This window comes from Streptomyces sp. NPDC041205 (genome assembly GCF_055591765.1).
The window spans coordinates 1240625-1261751 of the sequence record NZ_JBVIZH010000001.1; the positions used below are offsets into that span (position 1 = coordinate 1240625).

The 21127-nt window shown below is 73.2% G+C and carries 14 protein-coding genes; 5 read left to right on the forward strand and 9 right to left on the reverse strand.

The features are described from left to right. Positions 1-63 precede the first annotated feature (63 nt). The 3 genes from ACZ6BG_RS05410 (at position 64) to ACZ6BG_RS05420 (ending at position 3865) form a co-directional block, all read left to right on the forward strand. Complete coding sequence (locus tag ACZ6BG_RS05410; protein WP_468997123.1) at positions 64-990, forward strand: LysR family transcriptional regulator; 927 nt, start codon at positions 64-66, stop codon at positions 988-990. A 320-nt stretch (positions 991-1310) separates the two neighbouring features. Further along, complete coding sequence (locus tag ACZ6BG_RS05415) at positions 1311-3107, forward strand: glycoside hydrolase family 3 protein (protein WP_468997129.1); 1797 nt, start codon at positions 1311-1313, stop codon at positions 3105-3107. 125 nt (positions 3108-3232) lie between these two features. Continuing rightward, entirely contained in the window at positions 3233-3865 is a 633-nt protein-coding gene (locus ACZ6BG_RS05420; RefSeq protein WP_468997946.1) for a hypothetical protein, read from the forward strand. A 233-nt stretch (positions 3866-4098) separates the two neighbouring features. On the opposite strand, the gene ACZ6BG_RS05425 is transcribed toward ACZ6BG_RS05420, so the two are convergent. The 7 genes from ACZ6BG_RS05425 to ACZ6BG_RS05455 all read right to left on the reverse strand — a co-directional run bounded on the left by ACZ6BG_RS05425 (position 4099) and on the right by ACZ6BG_RS05455 (position 15626). Further along, positions 4099-5535: a S28 family serine protease gene (locus ACZ6BG_RS05425; RefSeq protein ID WP_468997131.1), complete on the reverse strand. Its 1437-nt coding sequence runs from the start codon at positions 5533-5535 to the stop codon at positions 4099-4101. Positions 5536-5674: 139 nt separating this feature from the next. Next, a complete protein-coding gene (locus ACZ6BG_RS05430) occupies positions 5675-6067 on the reverse strand; it encodes a hypothetical protein (RefSeq protein WP_468997134.1) in 393 nt (130 codons plus the stop codon). 152 nt (positions 6068-6219) lie between these two features. Continuing rightward, the gene (locus ACZ6BG_RS05435) at positions 6220-9954 is read right to left on the reverse strand and encodes an ABC transporter ATP-binding protein (protein WP_468997137.1); all 3735 of its coding nucleotides are present in this window, start codon (positions 9952-9954) and stop codon (positions 6220-6222) included. A gap of 182 nt (positions 9955-10136) precedes the next feature. Next, positions 10137-11066 (reverse strand): serine hydrolase, encoded by a 930-nt coding sequence (locus tag ACZ6BG_RS05440; protein WP_468997141.1) that lies wholly within the window; start codon positions 11064-11066, stop codon positions 10137-10139. 99 nt (positions 11067-11165) lie between these two features. Further along, positions 11166-12887, reverse strand: coding sequence for a thiamine pyrophosphate-binding protein (locus tag ACZ6BG_RS05445; protein ID WP_468997144.1), 1722 nt, complete (start codon positions 12885-12887; stop codon positions 11166-11168). Next, positions 12884-13906, reverse strand: coding sequence for an agmatinase (speB, locus tag ACZ6BG_RS05450; protein WP_380854931.1), 1023 nt, complete (start codon positions 13904-13906; stop codon positions 12884-12886). The genes ACZ6BG_RS05445 and speB overlap by 4 nt, the downstream gene beginning before the upstream one ends. A gap of 250 nt (positions 13907-14156) precedes the next feature. After that, positions 14157-15626, reverse strand: coding sequence for a sodium:solute symporter family protein (locus tag ACZ6BG_RS05455; protein ID WP_468997148.1), 1470 nt, complete (start codon positions 15624-15626; stop codon positions 14157-14159). 191 nt (positions 15627-15817) lie between these two features. On the opposite strand from ACZ6BG_RS05455, the gene ACZ6BG_RS05460 reads away from it, so the two are divergent. Continuing rightward, on the forward strand, positions 15818-17584 hold the full coding sequence (locus ACZ6BG_RS05460; RefSeq protein ID WP_468997150.1) for a PucR family transcriptional regulator ligand-binding domain-containing protein: 1767 nt from the start codon (positions 15818-15820) through the stop codon (positions 17582-17584). A gap of 388 nt (positions 17585-17972) precedes the next feature. Further along, positions 17973-18758 (forward strand): phosphatase, encoded by a 786-nt coding sequence (locus tag ACZ6BG_RS05465; RefSeq protein WP_468449839.1) that lies wholly within the window; start codon positions 17973-17975, stop codon positions 18756-18758. Between the two features lie 214 nt (positions 18759-18972). Here the strand turns inward: ACZ6BG_RS05465 and ACZ6BG_RS05470 are convergent, their stop codons facing one another. Both ACZ6BG_RS05470 and ACZ6BG_RS05475 read right to left on the reverse strand, forming a co-directional pair. Beyond that, a complete protein-coding gene (locus tag ACZ6BG_RS05470; RefSeq protein ID WP_468997155.1) occupies positions 18973-19854 on the reverse strand; it encodes an acyl-CoA thioesterase in 882 nt (293 codons plus the stop codon). Positions 19855-19861: 7 nt separating this feature from the next. Continuing rightward, positions 19862-21019: an acyl-CoA dehydrogenase family protein gene (locus tag ACZ6BG_RS05475; RefSeq protein ID WP_468997158.1), complete on the reverse strand. Its 1158-nt coding sequence runs from the start codon at positions 21017-21019 to the stop codon at positions 19862-19864. Between the last annotated feature and the right edge of the window lie 108 nt (positions 21020-21127).

Below are 21127 nucleotides of genomic sequence, written 5' to 3' on the forward strand. Positions count from 1 at the left end.
GGCGTCCGGCGCGGCGGGCCCCGGCCGCACAGAGACGAGCCGCAGAGAGACGAGGTGACCCCCGTGCTGGATCTCGCCCGGCTGCGTGCCCTGCACGCCGTGTCCGTCCACGGCACCGTCGGCGCCGCCGCCGAAGCGCTCGGCTACACGGCGTCCGCCGTGTCCCAGCAGATCGCCAAGCTGGAACGGGAGACCCGCACGACGCTCCTTGAGCGGCGGGGCCGGGGCGTGGCCCTGACCGAGGAGGCGGTGGGGCTCGTCGAGGCGGCGCAGGAACTCCTCGCGATCGTGGAGCGCGCGGAGACGGACCTGGAGGAGCGCCGGGGTGTCCCGGCCGGGCGCCTGACGGTGGTGGCGTTCGCGTCGGCGGCGCGCGGCCTGCTGCCCGGGGTGCTCGCGGACCTCGCCCACCGCCATCCGGCGCTCGACGCGCGCCTGTCGGAGGTCGAGCCGCATCTGTCGGTGGACCTCGTCGCCAAGGGCGCCGCGGACCTGGCGGTCGCGCACGACTGGGACATCGCGCCGCTGCCCGCGCCGCCCGGCGTCGAACAGGCCGTGATCGGCGACGACTTGTGCGACCTCCTGGTCCCGTCGGGGCACCGTCTGGCCGGGCGGGCGGCGGTGCGGCGCGAGGAGCTGCGGGACGAGCGGTGGATCTCGCAGCCGCCGGGCCGGGTGTGCCACGACTGGCTGCTGCGGACGATGCGGGCGGCGGGCTGCGAGCCGGACATCGTGCACCGCGCCGAGGAGAACCCCACGCTGATCGCGCTGGTCGCGGCCGGTCTTGGCATCGCCGTGATCCCCCGCCTCGGCCGCGGCCCGCTCCCCGCGGGCGTCACGGCGGTGCGCCTCGACCCGCTGCCGGTGCGCAGGCTGTACGCGGTGTGGCGGACGGGGGCGGCACGGCGCCCGGCGATCGCGGAGGCGGTACGGGTGCTGCGGGAGCGATGGGTGCCCGCGGCCGAAGGACCATCGGACGCCACCTCCTGACTCCCCACCCCCACCCGCACCAACTTCGGGCGATCGGGAGCAGTTCGGGAACCCCGACGCGCGCCCCGTCGTCCAAGGGGCACGCTGTCGGAGAGTCTCCGCGAGGCGGTGTCGGCATCGCTGCTGGCTGCGAACGCTGACCACCCTCTCCGCCGCCCGTGGCCGGCAGCGCGCCGCCACCGGTGCGCCCCCTCCCTTGCACCGGTGGCGGCCCCTCCCCGGACCCGCGGCGGACCCGCGGCGAACCCTCGGCGGACCTGCGGCGAACCCGCGGCGGCACCACCCTTGACCCGCCGCACCCCACGGGATATCCGTGGCAGGTGCCTCACGACTCCCACTCCACCCCCAGCAGCCAGGACACCCCCGACGACCACGACGCCCACCCGCGCGACCTGCTCGCCCGCATGACGCTCGAAGAGAAGGTCGGCCAGCTCTTCGTCCTGCATGTGTACGGGCATCACGCGAGCGCCCCGGACCAGGCCGACATCGAGCTGAACGAGCGGGAGCTCGGCGTGCGCACCGCCGCGGACGCCGTCGCCAAATACCGCCCGGGCGGGCTCATCTACTTCGGCTGGGCCCACAACACCCGCGACCCGCGACAACTCGCCACGCTCTCCGACGACGTGCAGCGGGTGGCCCACGACACCTCCCCGGGCGTCCCGCTGCTGCTCTCCGTGGACCAGGAGCACGGCGTCGTCGCCCGCATCGGCGCGCCCGCGACGCTCCTGCCGGGCGCGATGGCCCTCGGTGCGGGCGGCGCGGCCGACGACATCCGCGAGGCGGCCCGGATCGCGGGCGCCGAACTGCGCGCGCTCGGCATCTTCCAGAACTACGCCCCCTCCGCCGACGTCAATGTGAACCCGGCCAACCCGGTCATCGGCGTACGGTCCTTCGGCGCGGGCCCGGACGCCGTGGCCGCGTCCGTGACCGCGCAGATCGAGGGCTACCGTGACGCGGGCATCGCCCCGGCGGTGAAGCACTTCCCCGGCCACGGCGACACCGAGACCGACAGCCACTCCGCGCTGCCGCACATCCACCACACCCGTGAGCAGTGGGAGGACCTCGACGCCCCGCCGTTCCGTGCCGCGCTCGCCATCGGCGTCGACGTGGTGATGACCGCGCACATCGTGGTCCCGGCGCTCGACCCGGCGCTCGACCCGGCGACGCTCTCGTACCCCATCGTCACCGGCATCCTGCGCGAACAGCTCGGCCACCAGGGCGTGATCGTGACCGACTCCCTGTCCATGCAGGGGGTGCGCACCAAGTACGGCGACGACCGTGTCGCCGTCCTCGCCCTCAAGGCGGGTGTCGACCAGCTGCTGCACCCGCCGCAGCCCGAACTCGCGTGGAACGCCGTCCTCCAGGCCGTCCGCGACGGTGAGCTGACCGAGGCCCGCATCGACGAGTCGGTCCTGCGCATCCTCCGGCTGAAGCGGAAACTGGGCCTGTTCGAGCAGGCGTACACGACCCTGGACGAGGTGGACGCCACCGTCGGCAGCGCCGCCCATCTCGCCGCCGCCGACCGCATCGCCGAACGCACCACCACGCTCCTGCGCAACGAGGGCGGCCTGCTCCCCCTGTCCCCCGACACCCACCGCCGCCTCCTGGTCCTCGGCGCCGACCCGGTCTCCCCGTCCGGCACCACCGGCCCGCCCACCACGGTCCTCGCCGCCGCCCTCACCGAACTCGGCTTCACCGCGACGGCGTTGAGCACCGGCACCGAACCCTCCCCCGAGGCCGTCGACAAGGCGCTCGCCGAGGCGGCCTCCGGCCACGACGCCGTGATCGTCACGACGTACGACGTCACGCACGGCGACCGCCAGCACGCCCTTGTGACCGCGCTCACCTCCGCCCCCGAAGGCCCGCCCGTCATCACCGTCTCCGTCCGCACCCCGCACGACGTGACCCGGCTGCCCGGCGTGCGGGCCGCGCTCGCCGCCTACTCCTGGACGGACGTCGAACTGCGCGCCGCCGCCCGCGTCCTCGCCGGCCGCGTCCACCCCGTCGGGCGCCTGCCCGTGCCGGTGCCGAGCCCGGACGACCCCGGGCAGGTGCTGTACCCCATCGGCCACGGCCTCTCGTACGGGCCCTACGCCGCCCCCGGCCCGCAGGCGTAGCGGACGTACGCAGCCCGCCCCGACCGCCGGGGCCAACGTGCGCAAAGCCCCCCGCGCGCCTGGCGTGCGCCCGCCGCGGGGGGTCACGCTGGGTGCACATGGCGTACGTGGCGGGGGGTCCGGCCATGCGGGTGTCAGGAGCGGCGATGGTGTGCGGCGGCGCGCTGCTCGCCGCCGCGCTCGCCCTGACCGGCTGTCAGAAGTCCCCCGGCGACAGCTCCGGTGCCGGGCCGACCGGCGACACCTCGCCCGCCGGGTCCGCCGGGGCCGGGCACGGCGCGGTCTTCCTCGGCGCCGACGAGTGCAGTTCCCGTGGGCGGGGTTCCTTCACCGAGGTGCCCTGCGGCAGTGAGCGGGCCGCCGCGCGCGTCATCGCCCGGCACGGCGGGCGCCTCTCCGACGGGCCCCTCTGTCCCGGGCGCACCGACTTCGTCCTCCACATCAGCGCGAACCGGCCCTCCTTCGACGAGGACGGCGACGGGGCGGTGCGCCAGGGGTACGCCTGCATGCGCAACCTGGAGTCGCCCCACCCCGGCGACCCCGGGGCCGGGGGCGGGCCTCGTACCGTCGTCGGGGACTGCGTGTACGGGGCCGGGCGGGGCCAGGTGCGGGAGACCGCCTGCGACGGCTCGGGGCGCCGGGCCCCCGAATACCGCGTGGCCGCGGCCGTCCGCTCCCGCGGCCTCTGCCCCGCGGACACGCAGTTGTACGTGGCCCTGGGCGGGGGGCGGCCGGTGGGGTGCGGGGTGCGGGTGTAGGCCCTGCGGGGCATTCCCCAACCCCGCCCCTTCCCGAAACTGGGGGCTCCGCCCCCAGACCCCCGCTCCTCAAACTCCCCCAAGCTCTTAAGGAGCAGGGGGGACCCCCACGAGGGGCTGGATATAGCCCGTCCGGCGTTTGAGGACGAGGCGCGAAGCGCCGACAAGCGGGGGTCCAGGGGGCGGCAGCCCCCGGTTTCGGGAAAGGGGCGGGACTGGGGCGCGCCGCGAGGCTACGGCCTCAGCATCTGCTGCCGGTCACGGTCCCGACGGTCGAGCTTCGCGTCGTACGGAGCCAACGGCTTCGCCTCCGCGGCCTGCGCGGCGGGCACCCCGGCCCAGGCGAGAATCCGCTCGGTGGCCTTGGCCTTGTCCGCCGCGGCGAGCCCGGCCACGTTGGCACCGTGGTTGGCGCCGGGCGCGGTCATGACGTACGAGTCGTGCTTGGCCCCGCGCGCGGGCTTGAACGGCTCGGCACCCCACGGGTCGTTCTCGCCGTACACGAACAGCATGCGGTGCGAGTGGTGCCGCACCCAGCGGTCGACGTCCTTCATGGCGTTCTTCTGGAACGTCATCGGGATCTCCCGGGGCACGAAGTTCCGCGGCGGCTGGTACCCGTAGCGGCTGAGGCCCTTGAGCCAGGGCTGCTTGATGTCGGGCGAACCGAGCTGCGTACCGGCCTGGTAGTAGTACGGCGTGTAGTACTCGAGGCCCTGGTCGGTGTAGGAGGCCCAGCCGCCGACCTCGTCGATCCAGCCGAACAGCGTGGCGTCGCTGGCGGTCTTGGCGACGGGCACGTCGGCGCAGGCGGTGGCCGCCTGCTGGTACTGCCAGAAGCCCCAGTTGACGTCGAGCACGACGGCCTCGAAGGCCTTGTCGATGCCGCCGATGGTCTTGAAGGTGTGGTTGTTGGCGGCGGCGAAGTCGGCGTACAGCTTCTTCATGGGCGCGCGCCGCACCAGCGACTCGTGCTGCACGGCCTCGATCTTCGCGCGGCACTCCTTGGTGCCGACGGTGTCGAGGAAGCGGTCGTACGCGGAGTCCTCGCGGTTGTTGACGTCGTTCGGGGCGACGTAGGCGACGACGCCGTCCATGTCACGCGGGTAGAAGCGCTCGAAGTAGGTGGCGGTCATGCCGCCCTTGGAGGCGCCCGTGGACAGCCACTTCTTGCCGTAGATCGGCTTGAGGGCCTTGAAGATGCGGTGCTGGTCGGTGGCGGCCTGCCAGATGTTCAGCTTGGACCAGTCGGCGGGCGCGGGCCGGGACGGCGTGAAGAAGCGGTACTCCATGGAGACCTGGTTGCCGTCGATGACGCGGGTGGGTTCCGCGCGGCCCGGGTTGGTGTTGAGTCCGTAGCCCGAGGTCGAGAAGACGGTGGGCCGGGCGGTGTCCTTGTGCAGCACGGTGATGCGCTGCTGGAACGTGCCCTTGGACGGGTGCCGGTGGTCGACCGGCTGGGTGTAGTTGAGGACGAAGAAGCGGTAGCCGTCGTACGGCTTCTCCTCGATCAGGCTCATGCCCTTGATGGCGAGGAGCCGGTCCTTGATGTCCTTGCTTGCGGCGGGCGCGCCCTGTCCGGCGTCGGTGGCCGCCGTGGCCGTGACTCCGGTGAGGCCCACGGTGCCTATGAGCACCACGAGCGAGAGCACCCATCTGAGGGTCTTGCGCATGCATCCTCCCCTGTCGGCGCAGCGATTGACCGGAACCTAACCGAGCAACTCGTCGCACACCAGGGCACATTGAGGACATTCAGGACTCAGGGAAATTCACTGAGAGGACGGGGATGTCCGGTGAGCGGACATCTCGGACTCAGCAGAGGATCCAGCCCGAGCTGACCTTCGCCCGGCCCACCGAGCCCTTGACCCAGACGCAGCGGTGTCCCGCGTGCACCTTCACGGGGCCCGCGAGGCGGGTGAAGGTGCCCGCGTCCCGTACGGGACGGCTGCCGCGGGCCTGCACGCTGATCGACATCTTCTGGCGGGCACCGGGGTTCTTGGCGTACGTCACGGCGCAGACGTAGCCGCGCTTCTTGTAGAGCACGACCTTGCCGGTGCTGAAGGTCAGGGTGCGCGCCTTGTGTCCGGGGCAGGGGCCCGCGGCCGCGGCGGTGCCCGCGCCCGGTCCCACCAGCGCCACCAGGACGGCGGCCACGAGCGCGACGGCACCCGCGGCCAGGCTCCGCCGTATCCGACCACTCTTCACGTCTGCCCCTCCCGACACCCCCGTATCAGCGTACTGACGTACGGACGCCGAACCGGCACCGGATGGTTGCGGAAGCTGATCTATCACTTTTGTCGCCCGTGAACCGTCGGAAACCGCCCGGTCAGGGCCTCGCCGACCCGCCGGACATGGCCCTAGGCGCCCACCGGCTCCCCCACGAACGTCCGCCACAGCTCCGCGTACCGCCCGCCCCGCGCCAGCAGCTCGTCGTGCGTGCCGTCCTCGGCGACCCGGCCGTGGTCCATCACGATCACGCGGTCCGCGCGGGCGGCCGTGGTGAGGCGGTGGGCGACGACCAGCGTGGTCCGCTTGCCCGCGATGCGGTCCGTGGCCTGGTTGACCTGGGCCTCGGTGGCGAGGTCGAGGGCGGCGGTGGCCTCGTCGAGGAGCAGGATGTCGGGGTCGACGAGTTCGGCGCGGGCCAGCGCGATCAGCTGGCGCTGCCCCGCCGACAGGTTGCGGCCGCGCTCGGAGACCTCGTGCAGATAGCCGCCGTCGAGCGTGGCGATCATGTCGTGCGCGCCGACGGCCCGCGCCGCCGCCTCGACCCGCGCGTCGGTGGCGTCGGGGCGGCCGTAGGCGATGGCGTCGCGGATGGTGCCCGCGAACAGATAGGCCTCCTGCGGGACGACGCCGAGCCGGTGGCGGTACGAGGTGAGGTCCAGGGAGCGCAGGTCGGTGCCGTCGACCGTGACCCGGCCCGACGTCGGGTCGTAGAACCGGGCGACCAGCTTGACCAGCGTGGACTTGCCCGCGCCGGTCTCGCCGACGAAGGCGACGGTCTGCCCGGCCGGGATGCGAAGGCGGACCCCGCTGAGCGCGGCCTCCGGCTCGTCGGCCGAGCCGTAGCCGAAGTCGACGTCCTCGAAGGCGATCTCGCCGCGCAGGGAGAGCACGTCGAGGGGTTCGTCGGCGGACTTGGTGGACGTGGGTTCCTGGAGCAGTTCCTGGATGCGGCCGAGGGAGACCGTCGCCTGCTGGTAGCCGTCGAAGACCTGGGACAGCTGCTGCACGGGCGCGAAGAACAGGTCGATGTAGAGGAGGTAGGCGACCAGGGCGCCGGTGGTGAGCGTGCCCGCGTCGACCCGGTGCGCGCCCACGATCAGGACCGCCACGACGGCCACGGACGACAGGAACTGCACGAACGGGAAGTACACCGAGATCAGCCACTGGCCGCGGATGCGGGCCGCGCGGTACTCGGCGCTGCGCGCGGCGAACGACTCGCTGCCGGAGCCCTCGCGCCGGAAGGCCTGCACGATCCGCAGCCCCGACACCATCTCCTGGAGGTCGGCGTTGACCACCGAGACGCGCTCGCGCGCCAGCTCGTACGCCTTGACGCTGGAGCGGCGGAAGAAGAACGTGCCGACGACCAGGAACGGCAGCGTCGCGAAGACGACGAGGGCGAGCTGCACGTCGATGACGAGGAGCGCGACCAGGATGCCGAAGAAGGTGACGACGGAGACGAACGCGGTGACCAGGCCGGTCTGCAGGAACGTGGAGAGCGCGTCCACGTCCGTGGTCATCCGGGTCATGATGCGCCCGGTCAGCTCCCGCTCGTAGTAGTCGAGGCCGAGCCGCTGGAGCTGCGCGAAGATCTTCAGGCGCAGCGCGTACAGGACCCGCTCGCCGGTGCGGCCCGTCATCCGGATCTCGCCGGTCTGCGCCGCCCACTGCACGACGACGGCGACGAGGGCGAGCGCGGACGCGGTCCACACGGCGCCGAGGGCGAGCTGGGTGACGCCCTCGTCGATGCCGTGCCGGATCAGCACGGGCAGGAGCAGGCCCACCCCGGCGTCGACGGCGACGAGCAGCAGGCTCAGGGCGAGCGGCCCGCCGAAGCCGCGCAGCAGTCTGCGCAGCCCGTACGACTCCTCGGCGGCGACGGCCCGCGCCTCGTCGACGCCGGGGGTGTCGTTCGCGGGCGGCAGGGCGTCGACCTGGGCGAGGAGTTCGGGCGTCGCGGGCGTCCCGGCGAGCGCCCCGGCGTCGGTGTCGCGGGGTTCGCGGTCGCCGACCCACAGGCGCGGGGTGATGCCGCGCTCGGCGTCGAACTCGGCGTCCAGCTCCGCGCGCACGGACGTGTCCTCGACGGCCTCGGCGGGCGCGGCGGGGGTGACGTGTCCGGGCGAGACGCCGCCCAGCTCGTCGGGGTCGGTGAGCAGCCGCCGGTACAGCGGGGAGCGGCGCTCAAGCTCGGCGTGGGTGCCGATGTCGGCGAGGCGGCCGCCGTCGAGGACGGCGATGCGGTCGGCGAGGTTCAGGGTGGAGCGGCGGTGCGCGATCAGGAGGGTGGTGCGGCCCTCCATGACCTGTTTCAGGGCTTCGTGGATCTCGTGCTCGACGCGGGCGTCGACCGCCGAGGTGGCGTCGTCGAGGACGAGCAGCCGGGGGTCGGTGAGGATGGCGCGGGCCAGGGCGACGCGCTGGCGCTGGCCGCCGGAGAGGGTCAGGCCGTGCTCGCCGACCTTCGTGTCGTAGCCCTCGGGCAGCTCGGCGATGAAGCGGTCGGCCTGGGCGGCGCGGGCGGCGCGCTCGATCTCCTCGTCGGTGGCGCCGGGGTGGCCGTAGGCGATGTTGGCGCGGACGGTGTCGGAGAAGAGGAAGGAGTCCTCGGGGACCAGGCCGATGGCGGCGCGCAGCGAGTCGTGCGTCAGCTCGCGCACGTCGTGGCCGCCGATGAGGACGGCGCCGCGTGAGACGTCGTAGAAGCGGGGCAGCAGCAGGGACACGGTCGACTTGCCGCTGCCGGAGGAGCCGACGACGGCGAGGGTCTCGCCGGGGTGTATCTCGAAGCTGAGGCCGTCGAGGACCGGGCGGCCGTCCTCGTACGCGAACGACACGTCGTCGAACTCGACGGTCGCCGGGGCGTCCGCGGGCAGCTCCTTCGTGCCGTCCGTCATCGTCGGCTCGGTGTCGATCAGCTCCAGGACGCGCTCGACGCCCGCGCGGGCCTGCTGGGCGACGGTCAGGACCATGGCGAGCATGCGCACGGGGCCGACGAGCTGGGCGAGGTAGGTGGAGAACGCCACGAACGTGCCGAGCGTGATCTCGCCCTTGACGGCGAGCCAGCCGCCGAGCGCCAGCATCGCGACCTGCCCGAGCATGGGCACGGACTGCAGGGCCGGGGTGTAGCGGGAGTTCAGCCGGATGGTGCGCAGACGGCCCGCGAACAGCCGCCGTCCGACCTCCCTGAGCTTCCCGGTCTCCTGCTCCTCCTGCCCGAAGCCCTTCACCACGCGTACGCCGCCGACGGCACCGTCGACGACGCCCGCCACGGCGGCGGCCTGCGCCTGCGCGTACCAGGTGGCGGGGTGCAGCTTGGCGCGGCTGCGGCGGGCGATCCAGAGCAGGGCGGGGGCGACGGCGAGGGCGACCAGGGTCAGCGGCAGGGACAGCCACGCCATGATCACCAGCGACATCACGAACAGCAGGACGTTGCCGATGGTCATCGGCAGCATGAAGAGCAGGCCCTGGATGAGCTGGAGGTCGCTGGTCGCCCGGCCGACGACCTGCCCCGTGGACAGCTCGTCCTGGCGCCGGCCGTCGAGGCGCGTGACCGTGTCGTACATCTCGGTGCGCAGGTCGTGCTGTACGTCGAGGGCGAGGCGGCCGCCGTAGTAGCGGCGGATGTACGTGAAGACGTAGACCAGGACCGCGGCGCCGATGAGGGCGGCGGCCCAGGGGCCCATCGACCTGCTGTGATCGCCGATCACGTCGTCGATGACGACCTTCGTGAACAGCGGCACCAGCGCCATGACGGCCATGCCGCCCAGCGAGGAGCCGAGCGCGAGCACGACGTCCAGGGGGTGCCGCCAGGCATAGCCCCAGAGTCGTTTCGCCCAGCCCCGTTGCTCCGGCTGCTCCGTCACTGTCCGCCTCCCGTCGACCTGACCTGCCGAGAGCGCCAACGCGGGCTTCTGCCGTTTTCATCCCGCCGCAACAAAACAGCTGGGGGCTGCGCCCCCGTTCCCCCTGCCTTTTCGGCGCTCCGCGCCTCGTCCTCAAACGCCGGACGGGCTGAAATTGCCCGCCCGGCGCCAAGGGGTCCGGGTCAGGACTGCGGCACGGGCACCGCCGCTTCCTTCGGGGTCTCCGTCGGGGCGAAGCGCGTGGGGGCCTGGCTGATGGGGGTCAGGTCCTTGTGGATGGCCTTGGAGACCTTCTGGATGGTGTCCACGCCGTAGTTCATGCTGCTGTTGCCGTGGGTGAGCACGGAGATGGTGTAGTCGTGGCCGCGGCCCTTGAAGGCGCCGAGGCTGTGGACGCGCCAGCCGTGCGTGGCCCGCGGCAGCCAGCCGTTCTTGACGGCGATGGAGGTGCCGGACGGGGCGCCCGCCGGGGTGCCCCAGCGCTGGTCGCGTACGACCTTGCCCATCAGCTTCAGGATGTACGCGCGGGCGTTGTCGCTGAGGACGTTGTTCTTGCCGGTGACCAGGGCGAGCAGCTTCTGCTCGTCGGTGGCGTTGATGCGGGTGAGCCCCCAGTACCCGCCGGAGCCCGGAACCGTCTTGGTCATCTTGGCGGCGGCCAGGAACTTCTTGACCTTGGTGACGCCGAGCTGTCGCCACAGCGCGCTGGTGGCGTCGTTGTCCGATCTGGTGATCATGGCGGTGGCGAGGTTGGACTCGCGCTCCGTCAGGTACCGGTTCGTCTTCTTCGCGTCCCACAGCAGGGTCGCGAGCACGGTCACCTTGACGACGCTGGCCGAGTCGAACGACGTGGAGCCGCGCAGGGTGCAGGTGGTCTTCGTGGCCTTGTCGTGGAAGCCCACGGCGATGGTGCCCTTGCGGTTCTTCAGGGCGGCCGTGATGTCCTTCGTCAGCTTCTTCGCCAGCTCGGGCTGGGCCGACGAGGTGCACTTGACCTGGGCCGCCGCGGCGGCGGCCGGGGTGGCGGCCGCCACCCCGGCGACGGGCACGAGGACGGCGGCGGCCGCTCCCGCGCTCAGGATGCGGGCACGCCGGGATATGCGGTGAGTCATGGAGGTTCCCCCCGTAGTCGGACACGCGTACGCCCCCGGCGCACGCGTTTCACTTGACTCACCGGACCCGGTGAAAGGTTGCACGCAGAACGAAAAAACTCAGCCCAGATGCGTCGGCGCGAACATCCGCAGGAGCGCGGGCAGCACCACGACCGACGGCCCGGGCTCGGCCAGCGCCTTCGCCAGGTCCTCCCGCAGCCGCTCCGGCGAGGTCCGCACCCCCGGCACTCCGAAGGACTCGGCGAGCGCCACGAAGTCGGGCCGGGCCAGCTCCGTGCCGGTGGCCTCGCCGAAGGCGTCGGCCATGTACTCGCGCAGGATGCCGTAGCCACCGTCGTCGACGATCAGCCAGGTGACGTCGAGGCCGTGCTGCTTGGCCGAGGCCAGCTCCGCGATCGAGTACATCGCGCCGCCGTCGCCGGAGACCGCGAGGACGGGCCGCGTCGGGTCGGCCGCGGCGGCGCCGAGTGCGGCCGGGAAGCCGTAGCCGAGGCCGCCCGCGCCCTGCGCGGAGTGCATGGTGTTGGGCCGCCGCGCGTCGAAGGCGGACCAGGCCCAGTAGGCCAGGATCGTCATGTCCCAGAAGGACGGGGACCCGTCCGGCAGGGCGGCCCGCACGGCGGCGAGCACGTCCTGCTCCAGGGTCAGCTCCTGCCCGTCGATCCGCTCCCGCACGGCGGCGAGGACCTGGCGCACCCGCTCCGGGGCGGCCGGGTCGGGCCGCTCCCCGACGGTCTCCAGGAGCGCCGAGAGGGCGAGCCTGGCGTCCGCGTGGATGCCGAGCGCCGGGTGGTTGGACTCCAGCTTGCCGAGGTCGGCCTCGATCTGGATGACGCGCCCGCGCGGCGTGAACGTGTGGTAGTTGGACGACAGTTCACCGAGCCCGGAGCCGACGACGAGCAGGACGTCGGCGTCCTCCAGGAAGTCGGTGGTGTGCCGGTCCTCCAGCCACGACTGGAGCGAGAGGGGGTGCTCCCAGGGGAAGGCGCCCTTGCCGCCGAAGGTCGTGACGACGGGCGCGTTCAGCCGCTCGGCGAGTGCGCGCAGCTTGCCGGAGGCGTCGGCGCGCACCACGCCGCCGCCCGCGATGATCGCGGGCCGCTCGGCGCGGGTGAGCAGGTCGGCGGCCACGGCGGTGAGCTCGGGCCGGGGCACGACCTCGTGCGGGGTGGCGTCGACGGCGGTGACGACCGGCAGCGTGGTCTCGGCGAGCAGCACGTCCTGGGGGATCTCCACCCACACCGGCCCGTGCGGCGCGGTGAGGGCCGACTGCCAGGCCGCGGCGATCGCGGACGGGATCTGCGACGGCGTTCGCACGGTGTGCACGGACTTCACCACGTCCCGGAACGAGGCCTGCTGGTCCCGCAGCTCGTGCAGATAGCCGTGGCGCCCGCCGCCGAGCCCGGCGACCGGGACCTGGCTGCCGATGGCGAGCACCGGCGACGACCCGGCGGCGGCCTCCTGGAGCGCGGCCAGCGAGGTGAGCGCGCCGGGCCCCGTCGACAGGAGCAGCGGCGCGACCTCGCCGGTGATCCGGCCGTAGGCGTCGGCGGCGAAGCCGGTGTTGTTCTCGACCCGCAGCCCCACGTACCGCAGGGAGGAGCGGCGCAGCGCGTCGAACATGCCGAGCGCGTGCTGGCCGGGAAGGCCGAAGACGGTGGTGGCGCCGAGGCCCTGGAGGGTCTCGACGACGAGGTCACCGCCGTTGCGGCCCATCGTCACGTGGCGCGAAGCGCATCCTTGAGGGGTGGTGGCCGGGTGCAGGGCGGCGCGGGTCTGCGCCTCGGTGGGGCGCAGGACCAGGTCGTGGTCGTGGGTCACCGGGCGGCCTCCGCGGTCCCCTGGGCGGCGATCTCCTGGATCATGGCGGCGTCGCGGGCACCGGCGATCTGCCGGGACATGATCGTCGTCAGCTCGTACGCGGTGTGGGAGGCGGCCACGGCCGTGATCTCGGCGTGGTCGTAGGCGGGGGCGACCTCCACGACGTCGGCGGAGACGAGGTTGCAGGAGGACAGGCCCCGCAGGATCTCGAGGAGCTCCCGGGACGTCATGCCGCCGGCCTCCGGCGTGCCCGTGCCCGGGGCGTGCGCCGGGTCGAGGCAGTCGATGTCGATGGAGATGTACAGCGGCCGGTCGCCGATGCGCTGGCGGAGCTGGTCGGCGACCTCGTCCGCGCCGCGGCGGTAGATGTCCGACGACGTGACGATGCCGAAGCCCATCTTCTCGTCGTCGGTCAGGTCCTTGCGGCCGTAGAGCGGGCCGCGGGTGCCGACGTGGCTGAGCGCCGAGGTGTCGAGGATGCCCTCCTCCACCGCCCGGCGGAACGGGGTGCCGTGCGTGTACTCCGCGCCGAAGTACGTGTCCCACGTGTCCAGGTGCGCGTCGAAGTGCAGCAGCGCGACCGGGCCGTGCTTCTTCGCCATCGACCGCAGCAGCGGCAGCGCGATGGTGTGGTCGCCGCCGAGCGTCATCATGCGCGCGCCGGTCGCGAGCAGGTCGTCGGCCGCCGCCTCGATCGTCTCCACGGCCTCGTTGATGTTGAACGGGTTCGCGGCGATGTCGCCCGCGTCGGCGACCTGCGCGAGGGCGAAGGGGGACGCGTCCTGGGCCGGGTTGTACGGCCGCAGGAGGCGGGACGCCTCCCTGATCGCGTTCCCGCCGAAGCGGGCGCCCGGGCGGTACGACACGCCCGTGTCGAAGGGGACGCCCACGACCGCGATGTCCGTCGTGCCTACCTCGTCGAGGCGGGGCAGCCTGGCGAACGTCGCGGGGCCCGCGTAGCGCGGGACGCGCGAGGAGTCGACAGGTCCACGGGGTTCGTTCGTCACGCTGCTGCTCATGGTCGGGTTCCTCCTGGTTTAGCTGGTTGTACGTGGTCAAGTGTCGCGCGGTCGTGGTCCTTGCCGGGGGCTCCCCGATCCCGCCCCTTCCCGTAACTGGGGGCTCCGCCCCCAGACCCCCGCTCCTCAATCGCCGGAGGGGCTATCGATAGCCCGTCCGGCGCTTGAGGACGAGGCGCGAAGCGCCGATCAGCGGGGGTCCAGGGGGCGGCAGCCCCCGGTTTCCGGGAAGGGGTGGTTCGGGGACTTCTCATGCGGTCACCGAAGCCTCCGGCGCCGCCGGGTCCGGCGTCCGCCCGGCCAGGCGCTCCCGCCAAGCGGCCAGCGTCACCGCGTCCGTGGGCGGCGTGGCCAGCGACACGACGACGTACACGACGAGCGAGGTCAGCAGCCCGTAGTAGATGGGCTCGTTGGCGAGGATCCCGTACCACCACATGAGGCCGACCACGGAGAGCCCACCGGCGACGACGGCGGCCAGCGCCCCCGCCCCGGTCCCGCGCCGCCACAGCAACCCGCCCAGGATGGGCACGAGCAGCCCGCCCACCAGCAGGTTGTACGCGACGGTCAGCGCCTGGACGACGTCGTTGAGGGCGATGGAGACGCAGATGACGGCGACGCCCATGACGAGGATGAAGAGCCGGTTGCCCTTCACCTCGTCGTGCGGCTCGTCGGCAGCGCCACCCGCGCGCACAGCGCCCCGCACCCGCGCCCAGATGTCGTTGTTGGCGACGGTCGCGCAGGCGATGAGCGCCCCGGACGAGGTGGACATGACGGCGGCGAGGGCGGCGGCGAGCACCAACCCCCGCACCCCCATGGGAAGTTCGTCCTTGACGATGGTGGCGAAGGCGGCGTCCGCGCTGGGCAGCTTGGGGTACATGACCTTGGCCGCCGTCCCGATGACGGCTCCGGCGAGGGCGTACACGAGGCAGTACGTCCCGGCGACGGTCCCCCCGTACCGGGCGACCTTGTCGCTGCGCGCGGTGAAGACGCGCTGCCAGATGTCCTGCCCGATGAGCATCCCGAACGTGTAGATCAGGACGTACGTGAAGATCGTCTCGGCGCCGACGCCGAACGGCGCGAAGTACTCGTCCGGCAGCTTGTCGCGCATCTCCCCGAAGCCGCCGGCCTTGACGACGGCGATGGGAAGCAGCAGCAGAAGCACGCCCACCGTCTTGACGACGAACTGCACCATGTCGGTCAGCGTGATCGACCACATGCCGCCGAGGGTGGAGTACGCGACGACGATGGAGCCGCCGATGACGATGGCGAGCGTGCGGTTCATGTCGAACAGGACGTCGAAGATGGTGGCGTACGCGATGGTCGAGGTGACCGCGAGCATCAGCGTGTACGCCCACATGACGACGCCGGAGAGGACGCCCGCGCGGCCGCCGTAGCGCAGGTCGAGCATCTCGGAGACCGTGTAGACCCGGAGCCGGGCGATGCGGGCCGAGAAGAAGATCGAAAGGGCGAGCAGGCCCAGGCCGATGGTGAACACCATCCACGCGCCGGACAGGCCGTGGGTGTAGCCGAGGCCGACGCCGCCGATGGTGGAGGCGCCGCCGAGGACGATCGCGGCCATCGTGCCCGAGTACATCCAGGGACCGAGGCGGCGCCCCGCCACGAGGAACTCGGCTTTGGACTTGGCGCGGCGCATGCCCCACCAGCCCATGGCCAGCATCCCGGCGAGATAGACGACGATCACTGTGTAGTCGACGGCCATGGTGGGGCCTCCTTGCGCGCTCGGTCGGTGGCGTGTCGTGCGGGTGGAGTGCTGCGGGGAGCTGCGAGGACCGGCCGCGGGGACATCCGCCCGTACCCGAGGCGCCGGTCGGCACGACCTTAGGTGGCCGGAAAGCGACGCTGAAGTGTACGTTTCCTACACTCGCCGAGCGGTGGATGGAGGAAGTGTCCATGGTGCCGAACCCTGAACCCGCGTCGCCGCCGTCGCCGCCGTCGCCGCCACGGGACGCGTCAGCCACGCCGTCGCCGACACCAGCACCGCCCCCTCCCCCCGCCGCTCCCCCGACCCCGCCCGTCCCGCTGACCGCCCTGCTCGCCGACGAGGAGCTGGGCCTGCGCCAGATCGCGGGCCCGGACGCGGCGCGCACCGGCGCCGTCGTGCACTGGGTGCACACCTCGGAGATGGCCGACCCCTACCCGTACCTGCTGGGCGGCGAGCTGCTGCTCACGGCCGGGGTGCACGTCCCGGCGGCGGACGCGGACGGCGCGGCCGACCGCCTGGACGGCTACGCGGCGCGCATCGTGGCGGCGGGCGGCGCCGCGCTCGGCTTCGGAGTGGCCCCGGTGCACGACACGGTGCCGCAGGCCCTGGTCGACGCCTGCGAACGCCACGGCCTCCCCCTCCTGGAGGTGCCCCCGCGCACGACGTTCAGCGGCATCGCCCGCGCGGTGTGGCAGCTCATGGCCGAGGCCCGGCACGCCGAACTCCGCCGCGTCACCCAGGCCCAGCAGGGCCTGGCGGCAGCGGCGTCCCGCCCGGACCCGGTCCCGGCCCTGCTCCGCCAACTGGCGGCCCGCCTCGGCGGATACGCGGCGCTGTACGGGGCCGACGGCACGCCCACACAGAGCGCGGGCACACAGCCGGAGCCGGGGGCTGGGGCGGCGCTGGCGCGCCTGGCCGGGGTGGTGAATCCGGGCGGGGGCACGGCTTCGGGCGGGGCCGGGGACACGGACGCGGGGCGGGGGCAGGCCGCGCGGGCTCCTCGCCCGGCGCCCGCCTCCGCCACCGACACGGTCGCCGGGGCCCACCTCGCCGCGTACGCCCTGGCCGGGGCGCACGGGCTCGCGCTCGGTGTGGCCACCCGGCAGCGGGAGCCGGGCGACCACACGCTGGCCGGGGTCGCCGCCGTGCTCCTGTCGCTGCTGACCGCACCGCACCAGGGCGCGGCCGAGTCGGCCCGGTCGGCGGCGCTGGTGCGGCTGCTCCTTGGCGCGGCCCCGGAGGACGTGGCGCCACTGCTCGGCGCCGGACGGTGGACCGTCGTCCACGCCCGGGTACGCGGCGGCGACCACGACCGGACACCGGCCACCCCGGCATCCCTGGCGGCGGCCCTCGGCAGCGTGCTGATGGACGACGGGAGGGGGGCCGAGGGCGACGGATCTGGCGACGAGGGCCGGGCTGGGGGCAGCGGCAGCGGACCCGGCGGCGGCACCGGCACCGGTATCCGCACCGAGGCCCACGGCGGCCCGACGGGTGACGGCACCCCCCACCCCGTACGCCTGCTCCTGCCCGCCGGCCGGGAACCCGCCCCGCAGACCGGCTGGACGCTCGGGGCCTCCGCGCCCGCCGGGGCCGATGCCCTGTCCGCCGCCGACGCGCAGGCCGCGCGGGCCCTGCGCCGGGCCGAGGCGACGCGGGTGCCGTTGGTGCGACACCGCGAGACCGGTCTGGCCGGGCTGGTCGCGCCCGCCGAGGCCGACGCGCACGCGCGGGCGCTGCTCGCCCCGCTCGGCGGGGGGCCGCTCGCCGAGACGCTGCGCACCTGGCTTTCCCTGCACGGCAGTTGGGACCGTACGGCCGCCGCCCTGACCGTGCACCGCAACACCGTCCGCCAGCGCATCACCCGCTGCGCGACACTGCTCGACGCGGACCTGGACGACCCGGACGTCCGCATGGAGCTGTGGTTCGCGCTGGGGCGTAGGGACGGGGTGGGCTGAGCACGGGGAGCCGTACGGCCCCGGGTCGACTGCGGTACTCGCGGGCGACACCGGCCGCCCGACCACGTAACCCACCCCGAGCCCCGATCCGCACGCGCCGGAGTGGTCACAGGCCTCCGCACGCCCCCCAGAGCGCCCCCGCACCACTCGCCCCGCCGTGCCCCCGCACTCGCACCGGAACCCGCCGCCGCCAGCAGCGCTCGCTCCACCACCGGGAGGACGTGCCCCGCCCGGAACAGGCCCCGCCCCCCACCCCGCCGGAGCAGCACCCGCCGCCCTCCGGAACATCCCCCTCCGCAGCGCCCCGCCCCCGAACGTGAGTCGCCGCACAGGTCCGGCCCGCGGGACGGCCCGCGCCGGGGTCGTTGGCGACGGCACAATGGGACGCATGCCGATACCCAGCCGCGCCGCGCTCGTCGATCATCTCGTCCGCACCCGCATCGCGGGCGATGTCGCGACGCCCCGCGACAACAACCTCTCCCATTACCGCAAACTCGCGAACGGCGACCGCCACTACTGGCTGGGCCTGGAGCTGGGCGACCGCTGGACCGACGAGCAGGACGTGCTCGCGGTGATGGCCGAGCGCTGCGGCGTGAACGACGACCCCGAGTACCGCCAGGGGCAGGACACCATCGACCCGGAGCTGACCGTCGACGCCCTGGAGCGGATGGCGGGGCGGCTGCGCAAGGCCGCGTCCGCCAAGGAGCGCGTGCTGTTCGCGACCGGTCACCCCGGCGGTCTGCTCGACGTGCACCGCGCGACGGCCGCCGCGCTGCGCGCCGCGGGCTGCGAGATCGTCGTGATCCCGGAGGGGCTCACCGCCGACGAGGGCTTCGTGTTCCAGTTCGCCGACGTGGCCGTCCTTGAGCGGGGCGCGACGCTGTGGCACACCCACTCGCCGGAGCCGATGAACGCGATCCTGGACGGGCTGCTGCGCGAGGAGCGGCCGCTGCCGGACCTCGTCGTCGCCGACCACGGCTGGGCGGGCCGCGCGGGCCAGCGCGGGATCGACTCCGTCGGGTACGCGGACTGCAACGACCCCGCCCTGTTCATCGGCGAGGCCGAGGGCACCGTCCAGGTGACGGTGCCCCTCGACGACCACGTGACCAGCCCTCGGTTCTACGACCCGCTGACGGCGTACCTGCTCGACGCGGCGGGGCTGGCCCAGGCCTGAGTCGGCCGGGGCGCGCCCCGGCCTGCCCGCACCCTCGATCGCGGCCTTCGGCCTGCTCGTCCCCAATCGCCGGACGAGCTGTTCTTTCCCGCCCCGGCGTCGGGTCCGGGTACTCCCTGGTCACCGCGGCGACGGCGATCCCGAGCCCGTTTCCGGCCGCGGAGTGGCCGAGCCCCGCCCCGGGCAGCGGGGACGAAGGCGGCCGGAGACGCCGTCAGCCCCGGGGAACCCGGACCACACCCTCCTGGATCACGGTCACCGCCAGCTTCCCGTCCATCGTCCAGATCCTCCCCTGCCCGAGTCCCCGCCCGCCCCCGGACGACGGCGACTCCTGGTCGTAGAGGAGCCACTCGTCCGCCCGGAAGGGCCGGTGGAACCACATGGCGTGGTCGAGCGAGGCGCCGACGACGTCCCCGACGGCCCACCCGCCGCGCCCGTGGGCGAGCAGCACGGAGTCGAGGAGCGTCATGTCGGACACGTACGTGGCGAGGCACAGGTGCAGGAGCGAGCCCGCGGGCTCCGCGCCGAGCTTGCCGTTGGTGCGGAACCACACCTGGGACCGCGCCTGCCGGGGCGCGCCGACGCTGGCGAACGGCGGTTCGTCCACGTACCGCAGGTCGACGGCGGCCCGCGCCTCGATGAGCCGCCGCACGACGTCGGGCCCGAGCACGTCCTCGTACCCGGGCAGCGACTCGGCGGCGGTGGGCAGCGTCTCGGGGTCGGGCGCGGGCGGCATCCCGTCCTGGTGGTCGAGCCCCTCCTCGTACGCCTGGAACGACGCGGAGAGGTGGAAGATCGGCTGCCCGTGCTGCACGGCGACGACGCGGCGCGTGGTGAAGGAGCGCCCGTCGCGGATGCGGTCGACGGTGTAGACGATGGGCACGCCGGGGTCGCCGGGGCGCAGGAAGTAGGCGTGCAGGGAGTGCGCGGGACGCTCGCCGGGGACGGTGCGCCCGGCGGCGACCAGGGCCTGCGCGGCGACCTGGCCGCCGAAGACGCGCGGCACGAGCGACGTCCGGCTGACGCCGCGGAAGATGCCCTCCTCGACCCGTTCCAGGTCGAGGAGGCCGAGCAGCCTTTCGAGTTCCTCGCTCATCGGCGAGTTACAGACCCATCGACTTCGCGATGATCATCTTCATGACCTCGCTGGTGCCGCCGTAGATGCGGTTGACGCGGTTGTCCGCGTACAGGCGGGCGATCGGGTACTCGTTCATGAAGCCGTAGCCGCCGTGCAGTTGGAGGCAGCGGTCGATGACGCGGTGCGCGACCTCGGTGCAGAAGAGCTTCGCGGAGGCGGCCTCGGCGGGGGTCAGCTCGCCCGCGTCCAGGGCTTCGAGGGCGCGGTCGGCGACGGCCTCGGCGGCGTCCACCTCGGCCTGGCAGGCGGCCAGTTCGAACTTGGTGTTCTGGAACGAGGCGACCGACTTGCCGAAGACGGCGCGCTCCTGGACGTACTCCTTGGCGAACCGCACGGCGGCCTTGGCCTGCGCGTACGCGCCGAAGGCGATGCCCCAGCGCTCGGAGGCGAGGTTGTGGCCGAGGTAGCCGAAGCCCTTGTTCTCCTCGCCGAGCAGGTCCTCGACCGGGACCTCGACGTCGACGAAGGCAAGCTCGGCGGTGTCGGAGACCTTCAGGCCGAGCTTGTCGAGCTTGCGGCCGACCGAGTAGCCCGCCGACTTGGTGTCGACGGCGAACAGGGAGATGCCGAAGCGGCGGTCGTCCTCGCGCGGGGCGGAGGTGCGGGCGCAGACGATCACGCGGTCGGCGTGCACGCCGCCGGTGATGAAGGTCTTGGCGCCGTTGAGGACGTAATGCGTGCCGTCGTCGGAGAGCTTCGCGGTGGTCTTCATGCCCGCGACGTCGGAGCCGGTGCCGGGCTCGGTCATGGCGAGCGCCCACATCTCCTCGCCGGAGACGAACTTGGGCAGGAAGCGCTTCTTCTGCTCGTCGGTGGCGAGCATCTCGATGTACGGCAGGCCGAGCAGGACGTGCACGCCGGAGCCGCCGAAGGAGACGCCCGCGCGGGCCGTCTCCTCGTACATGACGGCCTCGAACTTGTGCGAGTCGATGCCGGCGCCGCCGAACTCCTCGGGGACGCGGATGCCGAAGACGCCGAGGTCGGCGAGCTTGTAGTAGAAGTCCCTGGGCGCCTGGCCCGCCGCGAACCACTCGTCGTACACGGGCACGACCTCGGCCTCGATGAAGGCCCGGACGGTCTCCCGGAATGCCTCGTGGTCCTCGTTGAAGACGGTACGCCGCACGATTGAGCTCCCTGGGTCACGGATCCGGCCAAGCGCGTCCTTGGCTAAGCGCTTGCTCAGTCGAGGTTACCCGTGGGTTCGCGTGACCGTCCAGGGCGAAATTCGTGA